This window comes from Methylocella sp. (assembly GCA_037200525.1).
Classification (GTDB): Bacteria; Pseudomonadota; Alphaproteobacteria; order Rhizobiales; family Beijerinckiaceae; genus Methylocapsa.
The window spans coordinates 3,092,501-3,104,759 of the sequence record JBBCGG010000001.1 but is presented as its reverse complement, the minus strand read 5'-3'; the positions used below and the strand labels follow the sequence as shown (position 1 = coordinate 3,104,759).

The window sequence follows — 12,259 nt, the reverse complement described above, 5'->3', positions numbered from 1 at the left end:
CAAGCCTGAACGGTGGCCGCGCCATCTTCCCTCACGCTAAAGATATGCCGCGAGCTATGCAAAACCTATGTCGAAGTGGAGGCGATACGAGAGGGAGGCGGACCAATGCGCGTATGCCGCCAATAGGAGCCGCCAACGAATCTATGCGGACTGGCCGCCATGCTTACTTGACGCGCTGGAGCAGAACGGGGTTCTCCTCCAGCGAGCCGATGCTAATGGAGGCTGTTGGGATCGACCATCTCGAAAAGCTGAGGTTGTCGCCGTAGTCCACGTGGACCCCGACGATGACCGGTCCAGGGGTATCAAATGCTTTCTGCAAGACCGGAGCGATTTCGTCCGCTGTCCGTATCATGAGACCGGTTGCTCCGAATGCTTCGGCGTATTTCACTGGAACGACCGGCCCAAAATCGCAGCCTGACGGCCGGCCATATTTCATCACCTCCTGTTCAGCCACCATGTCGTATGTGCCGTCGATCCAGATCATATGCACAATGTGCGCTTTGATCCTCACCGCTGTCCCCAGCCCCATTGCAGAGAAGAGAAACCCGCCATCGCCCGATATGGAGAGCTTGAATCAAGCAGAGCGTTGAAAACGCCGTCAATCTTAGCGCCGGGTACGCCAAACACATACTCCACCCCGCGCGCTTCAAGCGTACGGACAACTACTTCAGCCCCGTTCTTTGGCTGTCCATCCGATTTCTTCGACATCCATATCCTCCAGTGATTCGATTCGGCTTGATTTAATTCCTGAGCTGCGTCCTTGCTTAGGTCCGCCATCAGGAACGCCTCGTTTTCCGGGAGCGCAAGATGGAAGTCGCTGAGCTTCTCAACGCACAATCTCACGTTGCCCCTGGATGCCTCGAGGAGATGGCCGCCTTCTAAGCGGCAGGTCGCAGGTTCGAACCCTGCCGGAGTCGCCATAAAATCAATGAGTTACGAGGTTTTCTAACGTTTACATTCCACTTTTTATTACTTTTTGCTCCCGTCGCGCAGCGCTATGCAGCCCACGATCCGCGCACCGTCGCCCCAAAACATTCATAAAAATCTACCGGCCGGAGGTTTTCTGAAGCTTGCTGGACGCGTTGATGCTGTTGCCCGGCATTCCCTTCTCCTACCAATGCAAATGGGAGCCGGTCGCCCGACTCCCGCGTCGCGTCAATGGGCAGAAGGCGCGATGTTCTCTTTAATTCGGAGGGTTTCCTGGGTTCGGTCCAGCCAGGAGAATAAGGGAATCGAGCGCCGAGCGAAGCGATTTCATGGCGTCTAGGCTTCCGACGAGATGGGCGACAATTACCCGATCGATGTACACCTCATTGCTGGACTGCGCCTTCGCGATGTGGCGAGTCGCTATGATCGTTACCTTGCCGATTCCGTCGAAGTGTCCAAAGAACGGAGCTCGTTCAAAATACAAAAATGGGGCGTTTGCGCTTGCGACCGCCGAAATACCTTGGGCAACACTGGGAATAATCTCCACGACGGGCGGTTTTTCGGTGGGGGGTTTACGGGCCATTGCAGTCTTTCCTAGGCTTCGGGAGCCAATCGGAATTGCTTAGCTCCCGGCCGAGGAGCTAGTCGCGCCGATATTACAAAATCGTGTCGCCGGAGTAACGTTGGCGTGAAAAAGCCCGGCGCAGGGCCGGGCTCTCCAGTGCGAATTAAGACAGGCGGCGGGTTGCGCCCGCGCGGCGGGAGTTACATGCCGCCGGTAAAAGACGAATCCACCTTGGCTCGGGGATTGTTTCCAGTGCATGTCTTGTCAACAAAGATATACAAACTCGCCCCATTGAGGAGCGCCAACTTAGGGGTTATGGGGTAATCGCTTAATTCCAATCTGGCGCCTCTCATGGTCAATTCTGCGGTTCCGATCTCAGTCCAAGTAGTCGGCCCTGTCTTAACGAATTGAGCGCAGTTAATGGACGACTCAGGTGTTCGCGCAGGCCGCGCTAGGGCCCAGACCCATAAAATGGTTGGCGTGACAGGCGGATTGTGATTCACAGCTTCCGAAAGGAAGCGACTATGAATCGGGATCAATTCTGGCTGACGGACGCGCAGTTCGCGAAGATCGCGCCGCATCTTCCCACGGACACGCGCGGCAAGGCGCGCGTCGATGATCGCCGGGTGATCAGCGGGATCATTCATGTGCTGAAATCTGGCGGACGCTGGATTGACGCGCCGCTGGAGTACGGGCCAAAGAAGACTCTCTACAATCGCTACGTTCGCTGGGCTGCTAAGGGCGTTTGGATCGATCTGTTCCACGCGCTTGCGCAAGCAGGCGGGCCGCCGGCGCAGGTCCTCATCGACTCCTCGGCGGTCAAGGCGCATCGCTCGGCCAGTGGCGGCAAAGGGGGGAGAAGAATCAGGCCATCGGCCGTTCGCGCGGCGGGCGCACAACCAAAATCCACGCATTGACCGATGCGGACTGCCGCCCGCTGTCTTTCATGCTCACCGGCGGCCAAATCGCCGATTGCTCGGCGGGCGCGGAGCTTATCGCGCGACTTCCTCCTTGCGAAATCCTCCATGGCGACAAGGGCTACGACGCAAATGCGATCCGTCGGCAGGTCGAGGAGCGCGGAGCTATGCCGAATATCCCGCCCAAGGCCAATCGCAGGTGGAAGAACTGCTTCTCGCCCTTCCTCTATCGAAACCGCAACGCCATCGAACGCATGTTCTGCCGCCTGAAAGACTTCAGGCGCGTGGCTACCCGCTACGACCGAAACGCCATAAACTTCCTCGCGACAGTCTGCATCGCCGCTACCGTTTGCTACTGGTTGTGAGTCTGGACCCTAGAGCGGGAAAAGCAACGCCGACTGACAAAACTGCCAACGCTGCTGGTTTAATCATAAAATCTCCTTGAGCAAATTGTGAGAGAGCGATGCAAATATACCAGTTTCCCAGGCCGCACGAAAAAGCCCGGCGCTGGCCGGGCTGAGTTATAGTTTCACGCCGTCGTCTGCACCCCGTCGACGGGACGCCGGTTAGTCACCTATTCCCGGCCTGCTGCTCCCCCTCATTCCCGCGCCCTTAAATGAAGCCCGGCGGAAGAAATCAGCGTTACGGGGTAAATAGATAAGCGCTGGTTTAACGCGGCGCGGGCCGTTTGGTTCGGAAACCGTAGTACGGCTGCGCTTCGGCTTTATCGAACGCGGCGCTGGTTTGAGCGCCAGTACCTGGTTTGCCGGCGTGCAACGATTCAGATGGGCCCCTTTGGAATTTGCTCCTCCGGCCCTGGCGAAAAACGCGATGCTTTTTAACGGAATTCGGAATCTACCAGATTGGCTTCTTCCTTGGGCCTTCGTCGACTTTTGGCGCGGCGCTCAGAGGACGTCTATATTTTGCCTATATTAATTCGCCATTCGACTCATTTGCACTGAGTTCGAAGGTTTATCGGAATCGTCCGAATAGAGAAGCTGCTCAAATTGCAGTAATATGCAGTGCAGCTGTTGCAGCGCGATTAAATCTGAATATTTTTCTGATCCTTTCGCGATTTGACCTGCATCGTACAGCTCCTCTAGCTCATCCATTTTTTGGAAAATTCTTTCGTAAGAAACTCGCCTTGATCTCATATACTCCCTCCACAATAGTGGTATTTCTAAAATATTAATTGTGGATAGCTTGCATGTGCTTAAGTACTATTCACACGGGGGCGTGTAATTTTACATAACGTTTAAATGAATTAATCCAATAGGTGTTGCTCAATCACAATTGTATCGTAATATAGATTACTTAACATAACCCATTTGGGTCGAAATTCCAGCGTTTGTTCCGCGTTTGAATCACGCCGCCGAATTCAATCAGCGATGCGCATCGATCTTAACGCGAGCAGAATTTATACTATTTTCTCTCGTCTTTTTGGCGGTCGCCAGCATTCGGGATCTTCGTCGCGATGGCCAAAACGGGCGCCTTCATATTCAGGCTCGACCTCAACGCGGTCTTCCGCCCTCGGCAGATCCAATGCTCGCGGCCGCGCCGCGCAATCGGCTGCAATAATATCAGCTCACCTTCGCGGCATCTCCGCCCGTCACCTCAAATTCCCCGCCAGTCGCCAGGGCGGCGGCATCTGACGCCAAAAATACCGCCATCGGCGAAACATCCTCTGGCTGCAGCCAGCCGACCTGAAGGGGCACTGTGGGCGCACGGGCGTCCCAAGCTCCTGCGCCGTCGGATTGGCTGTAGGGGGCCTGTTCGACTGAATTATCGCCGCGCGGAAACGCTGCTCATTATAGGTGAGGAGCGTGCCAATAAGCCCGGGAATGAGGACGTTGACGGTAATGGTGTACTGGCCAAGTTCAAGGGCCGCTGACTTCATCAAGCCGAGAATGCCCCACTTGGACGCCGAGTAACTGGCTCCGCCCTTTGTCCCCATCTTGCCCTGCATGGACGAGAGCAGGATGAAACGGCCATAGTTCCGCGAAACCATTTTTGGGGCCGGAGGCGCGGACCGTGTTCGCGGCGCCATTGAGATTATTCTCGATCTGGTCTCGCCAATCCATGTCGTCCATTTCCATCAAAAGCTTCCAACCCTGTATGGCGGCGTTGGCGACCACTATGTCGATCTTGCCGTGCTCATGTTCGACCTGATCGGCAATGCGGCGAAGGGCTGCGATGTCCCTGATGTCGGCCTTGACCGCTGTTCCGCGCCGACCGTAGGAAGGACAGCCTTTCGAACCTCGTAACCAAAGCATTGGCAAGCTATTTGTCCATGCCGCTTCATACCTTTTTTCAGGTATCGATGTCGGGCTCGCTTGTCGCTGGCGTGTACTCTGGCGCGGTCACCCGTGCGACTATACTGGATCATGGTGATTTCGGGCTTGGGACGTTCGCTGGCCTCGATGGAGAGATGGTCGTGCTCGAAGGGCGCGTCTATCGAGTCCGGGCGACGGGCAAGGTTTCCGAAGCTGCGTTGGCCGGCCAAGCGCCGTTTGCAATCGTGACGACGTTCGCGCCCAGCGTCGATGAGCAGATCGACGCTATGGACTCTTTTGACGCAATCAAGCGCCGGCTCGATGGGTATCGCAGGTCCGACAACCTTTTCTATCCGATCCGGATTGATGGCGCGTTCAAGCACGTTCGGACGCGCGCGGTTAGTCCGCCCAAAAACCACGGCCGGCTTCTGGACGCTGCGAAGGCGCAAAAGGAGTTCGATTTCAAGCACGCGGAGGGAACGCTCGTCGGCATTTATTCGCCCTCGTTTTCAGGGGCGTTTAGCGTTCTCGGCTACCATTTTCATTTCATTTCGACCAACCGCTTAGAAGGCAATTAAATTCTCTATACGTTTCAATGGCTTATCCCAAATTATCGCGTCTTTGTGGGTCTTAAAAATGCGGAATTTGGGAAAGGACTTAAAACGCAAAACCCCGCGCATTGGTATCGGGCCGTGCGCGTGGCTTTGCATCATTTTACAGATTGTGCTGCCGATCATCGGCGCAGGCGCGAGAGAAACAGCTCTTAGCGCTGCTGGTGTAAGCGCCGTCGCGGCTGCAAGCCTCCGAATGGCGTTGGGTTACAACGACCGCTTTACGCGGCGATCGACGCGGTTGTCTTTGTTGTTCGCGGACTTGATGTATCCGCCATCAACTTCGGCGACCTTACCTTCGCCGCAAGGGTTCGGCCTCTCATTTCTTCGGTCATGGCCTCGCGCGTTTGCGGCCAAGAACGAACGCGCTCTTGTAGCTGATCGCCGCGGCTTAGCGCCAATGCCGACTTGCCCTTGACCTCGTTGCAGAAAATCACGATGGCTGCGAGATATTGAAGCAACCGGAGCTTGTGAGAGGCGAACAGCGTACCGCTTGTCAGCGTGAAATCCGCGCGGCAGGCTTTGCAGCGAAAGCGAAGCGAACCATTGAGGCGGCAGCATTCGTAGGCATTCAGGCCGCCGCGATGGGGCATACCGGATCACAGTTGGTTTCATGCCAGCGCACTTTGCGAAACATCCCTTCCGCTTCCACATCCGACATACGGAAGACGCTGGCTAAGCCCAGCGTCTCGGCAGGTCTGGGAAGGAGAAAGTGCCGCACTTCGATTTCACATATGTGAGATAGCCTGCGTATGTGATAGCTTACAAAGCTCTCATTGTTGATGGCTATCTTTCATATATGATAGCCTGGACAAGGGACTTCCCATGGCGACAATTGCTGATACCGAGAGGGAATGGGCGGATCGCGTCCGCCGATATCTAAAAGCCGAACTGAAGCGGGCCGAGGTCGGCTATGCCGAGCTTGCGCGTCGATTATCCGACAAGGGAATGCAGGAGACAGAGGCTTCAATCACCAATAAGCTAGGCTCAGGACTCATTGATTGAGATAGAAGAGGACGGCGGCTGCGATGCAGATGGCGGAGAAGAAGGTGTGGGCGCATCGATCATAGCGGGTTGCGATGCGCCGCCAGTCCTTGAGCTTGGCGAACATGTTCTCGATTTTGTGACGCTGGCGGTAGAGCGTCTTGTCATAGGCAATGGGAAGCTTGCGGCTTCTGGTTGGCGGGATGCAGGGCTCGACGCCCCTGGCCTTCAGCGCGGCGCGGAACCAGTTGCTGTCGTAGCCCCTGTCGGCGATCAACATTGAAGCGGGCGGTAAAGCCTTGAGCATCAGCCGCGCGCCCTTGTGGTCGCTCATCTGGCCCTCCGAGAGCAACATGACGAGGGGCTTGCCGGCGCCGTCGCAAACGACGTGGAGCTTCGAGTTCAGTCCGCCTTTCGTGCGCCCGATACGGCGGGGAAGAGCCCCTTTTTGAGCAGGCTCGCCGCTGTGCGATGCGCCTTCAGATGCGTGGCGTCGATCATGATGCGCTCGGGCTTTGGACCTTCGCCAGCGAGCGCGGCGAATATGCGGTCGAAGACGCCGAGCCGGCTCCAGCGGATGAAGCGATTGTAAAGCGTCTTGTGCGGCCCGTAATCCTTGGGCGCATCTTTCCATTGCAGGCCGTTGCGGATCACATAGACGATTCCGCTGACCACCCGACGGTCGTCAACCCGCGGAACGCCATGCGACAGAGGAAAATGCGGCGCAAGCCGCGCCATCTGCCGCTCGCCCAACAAAAACAAATCACTCATCCCAGCCTCCCCATGCGGAGACCAGGAATCACATCTCAGGCAAATTTAATAGGTCCTGAGCCTAGGGCGGGGCACGTTCCCCGCCACGTTTTTTCTAGCTTCGTTGGTAGAGATCGGATGCAAAAATGTGCGCTTAGAAGATGTCTGATCATTTGCTTGTTGGTGATCTCAGGCGGCGCGGGACTATGTGAACCACAGCCCCCATTCCCAAATGGAACGATAATCGAAGGTAGCCAGCCACAGACACAAACCCCCAGTGGCAGACAAGATAGGCGTTATGAAGTACGCGGCACAGAGGAACATCCTCTTGTCATCAAGGCTCTTCCAGCCGAAAGAACTAAGGAGCAGGCCGCCCAAGACGCCCAAGAGCGCCAAGATAAATCGGCGGCCGACTGGTGGCTCGTGAAACTGACTGGGGCTGTAGCCATCGCCACCATTGCTCTCGTGGTGGTAACCGGTGGATTGGTTTTGCTGGGCCTCAAACAAATTAAGGACATAAGGGTTTCTGTTGACGCCGCTACCAAGGCTGCCAACGCTGCATTCATTTCCGCGACGGCTACGGTCGAGATTGAGCGCCCACGTATCGTTGCCTGGAGTAATGTCGTCATAAAGCCAAGTACCGAAGGCGGCCAGACGACTTACATCCGCGGCATTCCTAAAGACGCCATCTTGAGGGTAGCCGGGTCCAATATAGGTCGAACTCCCGCCGAAATGCGGGGATGGGGGCTGGGGTTCTCTATCTGCGATACACTTCCGGAAAAGCCAATTTATGACAAGACGTTTGATTATAAGCCTGGAATTTTGCTCATTCCAGGGAAAGACATCAACATCGAACAAAACATGACTTTCGGTGAGGGGGCCATAGATGCTTTGAAGGATCATAAATTTTTCGTATTCGGATATTTTGCATATTTGGATTTTATCGGATCCCGCCACATTGACCGCTTCTGTTTCCAAAGCGCGGCTCTCACCAGCGATGATGATCCTATAGAGTTCTCGGTCTCCTTTGACGCCCCAATCGCTTATATAAAGTACGATTGAGAGCAGTACCGCCAGGGATCGCGCAGCCGCACTCACTCAATGACTCCTTTCGGAATCAGATGGGCGACTAGGCGATTTACGCTTGTGGCAGTTGCGCCATAATACCGTTGTACTGCGCAACCCTGAACGTCGACAGTACTGGAATGTTCTCCGATAGGATTCCCGGCGCGTTTGGCCTGTTCTTATAGAGTGGCCAGGGCCATGGCGCTGATTTCGCGGACTTAGACGATCAAGCTCCCAAAACATTGAGCGCCTTCGCGGCAACGCAAAAGGACAGACCGAAGCCCTTCGGTCCCGCCGCGCCTCAATCTTAGATAGGACCTCCAATCGCATCGAGCGCTGCTTCAACAAGCTCAAGAACTCTTGAAGGCGAGCAACCCGCTCCGATAAAATCACAAGGAGCTGTCTCGGGTTCGTCCAAATCGCCGCTATCCGCATTTGGATCCGCGTATTTGTCGACAGGACCAGGCTCAGGGCCCTTGCGGAGGCAACAATTCAGATGGATGCTATGAGAATTGCAGTACCCGGCTAGCAGCCGATAGATTTTTTTAAGAAACTTTGCCGAGGTCTTGAAGGATGCCGCTCGCAATCTCCGCCCCACCGCCAAATACTGTGAGATTAAGATTTGTCACCACAAAGAGGAGTATCACGGGACGGTTGATCCGCCTTAGGGAAACTGAGGGGCCTGTCAGCCACGCTGAGGCCGTAATGGAAGATGGGTCGATCATCGGTGCTTATTCACCCGGTGGGGTCTTGCGGCAGCAGCCAAATGATTTCGACAAGGCCTCGACCCTACAAATCTTTGTTGATTTGCCTATGGAATCCGCGATGTATGAACACTGGAAGGCCGGACTTGAATATCGCGTAGCGCAAAAATGGCAGTATGATCAAAAAGCGATTCTGGGATTCATTTTCTTTGATGGAAAATTTCACGATGCGCACAAGGCGATCTGCTCGGCGCTACAGGTTGATATTCTGAGGCATTGCAAATGGTGGACCCGTCCTTTGGCGCAGAAATATCACTCGATAGATCCACTGACATTGCTGCTAATGTGTCAAGCTGATGAACGAACCATTATTCATCCGCCGGAAACTATTTCATGACGGCGGTGTAACGGGGCGTCCGGGAGCGAAGCTGACTCTAAACAGATATTTGAATTACTAGTTTGGTCCGTCCTAAGGCAATTCCTAGCTTCAGGTGCAGGAGGTTGGACTCCAAAACAAAACAGCTTTGCTATTCGCGAAAGCCGAGGGCAATTGCAAAATTTAGCTTTGGACGGGTTGCGGCCTCAAAGATCCGATCGATTCAAACGCCTTGACCCACCAATGTCGATGTTAAATGGTTTTTTCGTTCACACGATCGCCGCTGACACCCGATTTTCAGATGTCGTGGACACGCTGAGGAATCCAATTTGGCCGATAACGTCGAAAATCTTATACTTGAGCAACTCCGTCACATGCGCGGATCGCTCGACCGCATTGAAACTGGCCTTGAGGACGTGAAAAGCCGTCTTGGCCATGTTGAACGCTCCGTGGCCGAACACTCCGTACAGCTTGCCGAAACAAACATTAAGCTGGATCGCATGGATGCGAGAATCAATCGGATCGAAAAACGGCTTGATCTAGTGGACGCGCCACCAGCTTAGGCAGTTTAAGCTGAACAAACTTCGAATGCGTCGCCGCGGCATGGACCGCATAGAAAGATAAATTCAAGCCTTCCGGCCCCGCCGAGCCGCAATCTTAGGGAAGTCGAAGCCGAGCCGCAATCTTAGGGAAGTCGAAGAAGACAAGCCGCTAGGGATCAAGATCGAGTTGGCCATCGAACCTAGCTTGGCGCCGCATCACATGTCGGGGCGGTCCGAGGTTTTAAAAAGGATGGATTTGTGAAAGACTTAAAACACAAAAGGTTCTGCTTGCCCGAACATCCATCGACGCCGGTCGGACCGGCTGAACATAGCGAACAAGACGCTCAAGATCGACCATGAAAGCGGTACCGCCGCGCGCGTGCCGGCGCTAAGTGCCAGGTTGGCGCGTCCCCGTCAGCCAGCGGGTGAAAGATTCGTCAAACTCGCGCGCGTGGCCTTGATGTCCGCAGCGGCTTCCTGTTGAACATAGCGCCATCCCGGCTGCAATCGGCCGCTGATTCCTATGAGAGCGGGGCAAACCGAGAGTGGAGCTTGCGTTCGAAACTGGTCTGCCCCCTGAAAAGTGATCCTCCGTGAAGTATGGGCTTATGAGCCTGATGGAGGACTGCGCAATGCCGAGGAAAAGACAGAAGGCGGAAGAGATCGTCGCGAAGCTACGGCAAGTCGAAGTGCTTAGCGCGCAAGGGCGACCGGTCGCGGAGGCGATCCGCTCGATAGGGGTGACGGAAGTTACATACTATCGATGGCGGTCGGAATACGGCGGCCTGAAGGGCGATCAGGTGAAGCGGCTGAAGGAGCTGGAGGCGGAGAATACGCGGCTCCGTCGAGCGGTGTCCGATTTGACGCTTGAGAAGCTGATCCTGAAAGAGGCTGCCTCGGGAAACTTCTGAGCTCCGCGCGTCGTCGCGCCTGCGTGGAGCATGTGATCGCCGAACATGGCGTTTCCGAGCGGTTCGCTTGCCGGGTTCTCGGTCAGCATCGCTCCACGCAGCGCAAGGTTCCGACCAAGCCCGATGACGAAGCGGCATTGATCGCCGACATCACGGCGCTCGCCATCCAGTACGGCCGCTATGGCTACCGCCGCATCACGGCGATGTTGTGGGAGCGAGGCTGGAAGGTCAACGTCAAACGGGTCGAGCGGATCTGGCGACGCGAGGGGCTGAAAGTTCCGGCCAGACAACCCAAGCGCGGGCGTCTCTGGCTCAATGACGGCTCGTGCGTCCGGCTGCGCCCGCAATGCCCCAACCACGTCTGGTCCTATGACTTCGTCGAGGACCGCACTCATGATGGCAGGAAATATCGCATGCTGAATATCATCGACGAATTTACCCGCGAATGCATCGCGATCAGGATTAACCGGCAGCTGAAGGCAGCGGACGTCATCGACGTTCTCTCGGACCTCTTCATCTTGCGAGGGGTTCCGATCCACATTCGTTCCGACAACGGCCCGGAGTTCATCGCCAAGGCGTTGCGTGACTGGATTGCCGCCGTCGGCGCGAAGACCGCCTACATCATGCCGGGCAGTCCCTGGGAGAACGGCTATTGCGAGAGCTTCAACTCGAAGCTGCGCGACGAGCTTTTGAATGGTGAAATCTTCTACACTCTCAAGGAGGCGAAGGTCGTCATTGAGCGATGGCGACGCCACTACAACACCGTGCGCCCGCACTCATCGCTGGGCTACAAGCCGCCAGCCCCGGAGACCCTGCAATGGCCGGCTTCGCAATCCGGACCAGCTTCGCCCGCCACGCCAGCAATAGCGCCAGGGCCGACAATGCACTAACATTCAAACTGGATCACCCCATGGGGGCAGGCCACCCTGGCCTAGCGCCTTCAATGCCGCCGCTGACGGCACAAAACAAAACGTCGACCAGGAGCCTTTCTTCAGAGAAAGCCCACGTCGAATCCGATCAATCCCGTCCAATTAGGGCAACGGAGGCTGTTGAATAGAAGCGTCCAAGTTGGAAGACCGCGGATTGGAAGCGGCGGCGTCTTAGAGCCTTTGGGGGAAAGCCTTCCCCCTGGGACTGGCACCGCGGTCGTCAGCGCACCCCTTCGGTGCGGAGAGCCCCGCAACGCCCCCTGTGGAGTGAGAGTGCGGACGGCTGAGTTACGTCGTCAAAGCGAACGCTGGCGCGGACCAGTTCATGAACTGCGTGACGTATGCGACGCCTTGAAGGAATGCAACAATGGCCGACTCGCCGCAAATTCAGACAATGCAGTAGCCGAGGATCTCACTAATCTTGCGCCTCTAGATCAGCTAGGCGAGGCGGACAACTCCAATCGCAAAGCGCAAAGCAGGCCGCTCAGCCGCCGTGCAATCGACGATTTTGCGGCCGGTCAGAAGAAAGGCTAGGTCACGATCGCCATTTTTTTTTGGCGTGGCGACAGGGTGGCGACTCGGGCTGAAAGCGGCAAAGCCGCCCCTAAGGGCGGCTTCATGAAAAGAGCTGCGTATTCATATAGTTGGTTTTGGTTGCGGGGACAGGATTTGAACCTGTGACCTTCAGGTTATGAGCCTGACGAG

The 12,259-nt window shown here is 55.9% G+C and carries 14 protein-coding genes, 1 tRNA gene and 2 pseudogenes (1 of these 17 only partly in view); 8 read left to right on the top strand and 9 right to left on the bottom strand.

Annotated elements, in window-relative coordinates; translation table 11 throughout:
* Positions 1-163: 163 nt before the first annotated feature.
* The 3 genes from WDN46_15280 to WDN46_15270 form a co-directional block, all read right to left on the bottom strand.
* The gene (locus WDN46_15280; GenBank protein MEJ0094728.1) at positions 164-529 is read right to left on the bottom strand and encodes a thiamine pyrophosphate-dependent enzyme; all 366 of its coding nucleotides are present in this window, start codon (positions 527-529) and stop codon (positions 164-166) included.
* Positions 508-708, bottom strand: a complete 201-nt coding sequence (locus WDN46_15275; protein ID MEJ0094727.1) for a thiamine pyrophosphate-binding protein — start codon at positions 706-708, stop codon at positions 508-510. Before WDN46_15275 ends, WDN46_15280 begins: the two co-directional genes overlap by 22 nt.
* A 475-nt stretch (positions 709-1,183) precedes the next feature.
* Positions 1,184-1,510 (bottom strand): hypothetical protein, encoded by a 327-nt coding sequence (locus tag WDN46_15270; protein ID MEJ0094726.1) that lies wholly within the window; start codon positions 1,508-1,510, stop codon positions 1,184-1,186.
* 506 nt (positions 1,511-2,016) lie between these two features.
* Here WDN46_15270 and WDN46_15265 point away from each other — a divergent pair.
* Positions 2,017-2,774, top strand: a protein-coding gene (locus WDN46_15265) for an IS5 family transposase (GenBank protein MEJ0094725.1) whose coding sequence is annotated in 2 segments (ribosomal slippage) — positions 2,017-2,356 and positions 2,356-2,774 — 759 coding nt in all. Because the reading frame shifts where the segments join, the coding sequence is not laid out codon by codon here.
* 567 nt (positions 2,775-3,341) lie between these two features.
* Here the strand turns inward: WDN46_15265 and WDN46_15260 are convergent.
* From WDN46_15260 to WDN46_15250, 3 genes are all read right to left on the bottom strand, one after another.
* Positions 3,342-3,521 carry a hypothetical protein gene (locus WDN46_15260; protein MEJ0094724.1) on the bottom strand — a complete coding sequence of 60 codons (180 nt, stop codon included), beginning with the start codon at positions 3,519-3,521 and terminating at the stop codon, positions 3,342-3,344.
* Between the two features lie 497 nt (positions 3,522-4,018).
* Positions 4,019-4,375, bottom strand: a complete 357-nt coding sequence (locus WDN46_15255) for an SDR family NAD(P)-dependent oxidoreductase (GenBank protein ID MEJ0094723.1) — start codon at positions 4,373-4,375, stop codon at positions 4,019-4,021.
* On the bottom strand, positions 4,287-4,682 hold the full coding sequence (locus tag WDN46_15250) for an SDR family NAD(P)-dependent oxidoreductase (GenBank protein ID MEJ0094722.1): 396 nt from the start codon (positions 4,680-4,682) through the stop codon (positions 4,287-4,289). The genes WDN46_15255 and WDN46_15250 overlap by 89 nt, the downstream gene beginning before the upstream one ends.
* A gap of 17 nt (positions 4,683-4,699) precedes the next feature.
* Between WDN46_15250 and WDN46_15245 the strand changes: the two genes are divergently transcribed.
* Together WDN46_15245 and WDN46_15240 are read left to right on the top strand one after the other, a co-directional pair.
* Positions 4,700-5,260: an acetolactate decarboxylase gene (locus tag WDN46_15245; protein ID MEJ0094721.1), complete on the top strand. Its 561-nt coding sequence runs from the start codon at positions 4,700-4,702 to the stop codon at positions 5,258-5,260.
* 858 nt (positions 5,261-6,118) lie between these two features.
* A complete protein-coding gene (locus WDN46_15240; protein MEJ0094720.1) occupies positions 6,119-6,298 on the top strand; it encodes a DUF6471 domain-containing protein in 180 nt (59 codons plus the stop codon).
* Here the strand turns inward: WDN46_15240 and WDN46_15235 are convergent.
* Both WDN46_15235 and WDN46_15230 read right to left on the bottom strand, forming a co-directional pair.
* Positions 6,288-6,911: an IS5 family transposase gene (locus tag WDN46_15235; protein ID MEJ0094719.1), complete on the bottom strand. Its 624-nt coding sequence runs from the start codon at positions 6,909-6,911 to the stop codon at positions 6,288-6,290. The two genes, WDN46_15240 and WDN46_15235, sit on opposite strands and share 11 nt — an antisense overlap.
* A pseudogene (locus tag WDN46_15230) lies at positions 6,878-7,015 on the bottom strand (transposase). Before WDN46_15230 ends, WDN46_15235 begins: the two are co-directional and overlap by 34 nt.
* A gap of 189 nt (positions 7,016-7,204) precedes the next feature.
* Here WDN46_15230 and WDN46_15225 point away from each other — a divergent pair.
* From WDN46_15225 to WDN46_15205, 5 genes and pseudogenes are all read left to right on the top strand, one after another.
* Positions 7,205-8,089, top strand: a complete 885-nt coding sequence (locus WDN46_15225; GenBank protein ID MEJ0094718.1) for a hypothetical protein — start codon at positions 7,205-7,207, stop codon at positions 8,087-8,089.
* A gap of 325 nt (positions 8,090-8,414) precedes the next feature.
* A pseudogene (locus WDN46_15220) lies at positions 8,415-8,537 on the top strand (IS5/IS1182 family transposase).
* A gap of 128 nt (positions 8,538-8,665) precedes the next feature.
* Entirely contained in the window at positions 8,666-9,193 is a 528-nt protein-coding gene (locus WDN46_15215; GenBank protein ID MEJ0094717.1) for a hypothetical protein, read from the top strand.
* Positions 9,194-9,501: 308 nt separating this feature from the next.
* Entirely contained in the window at positions 9,502-9,735 is a 234-nt protein-coding gene (locus tag WDN46_15210; protein ID MEJ0094716.1) for a hypothetical protein, read from the top strand.
* Positions 9,736-10,346: 611 nt separating this feature from the next.
* Positions 10,347-11,515 (top strand): IS3 family transposase gene (locus WDN46_15205; protein MEJ0094715.1). Its coding sequence is split into 2 segments (ribosomal slippage): positions 10,347-10,611 and positions 10,611-11,515, totalling 1,170 coding nucleotides; the frame shifts between segments, so codons are not numbered across the junction.
* A gap of 690 nt (positions 11,516-12,205) precedes the next feature.
* On the opposite strand, the gene WDN46_15200 is transcribed toward WDN46_15205, so the two are convergent.
* A tRNA-Met gene (locus WDN46_15200) sits at positions 12,206-12,259 on the bottom strand; it runs 23 nt beyond the window's last position.

Bases quoted from the DNA above. Each gene is read 5' to 3' on its own strand.
- WDN46_15260 (MEJ0094724.1), bottom strand. From the start codon at position 3,521: ATGGATGAGCTAGAGGAGCTGTACGATGCAGGTCAAATCGCGAAAGGA.
- WDN46_15270 (MEJ0094726.1), bottom strand. From the start codon at position 1,510: ATGGCCCGTAAACCCCCCACCGAAAAACCGCCCGTCGTGGAGATTATT.
- WDN46_15235 (MEJ0094719.1), bottom strand. From the start codon at position 6,911: ATGGAAAGATGCGCCCAAGGATTACGGGCCGCACAAGACGCTTTACAA.
- WDN46_15255 (MEJ0094723.1), bottom strand. From the start codon at position 4,375: ATGCAGGGCAAGATGGGGACAAAGGGCGGAGCCAGTTACTCGGCGTCC.
- WDN46_15280 (MEJ0094728.1), bottom strand. From the start codon at position 529: ATGGGGCTGGGGACAGCGGTGAGGATCAAAGCGCACATTGTGCATATG.
- WDN46_15250 (MEJ0094722.1), bottom strand. From the start codon at position 4,682: ATGCTTTGGTTACGAGGTTCGAAAGGCTGTCCTTCCTACGGTCGGCGC.
- WDN46_15240 (MEJ0094720.1), top strand. From the start codon at position 6,119: ATGGCGACAATTGCTGATACCGAGAGGGAATGGGCGGATCGCGTCCGC.
- WDN46_15275 (MEJ0094727.1), bottom strand. From the start codon at position 708: ATGTCGAAGAAATCGGATGGACAGCCAAAGAACGGGGCTGAAGTAGTT.
- WDN46_15245 (MEJ0094721.1), top strand. From the start codon at position 4,700: ATGCCGCTTCATACCTTTTTTCAGGTATCGATGTCGGGCTCGCTTGTC.
- WDN46_15215 (MEJ0094717.1), top strand. From the start codon at position 8,666: ATGCCGCTCGCAATCTCCGCCCCACCGCCAAATACTGTGAGATTAAGA.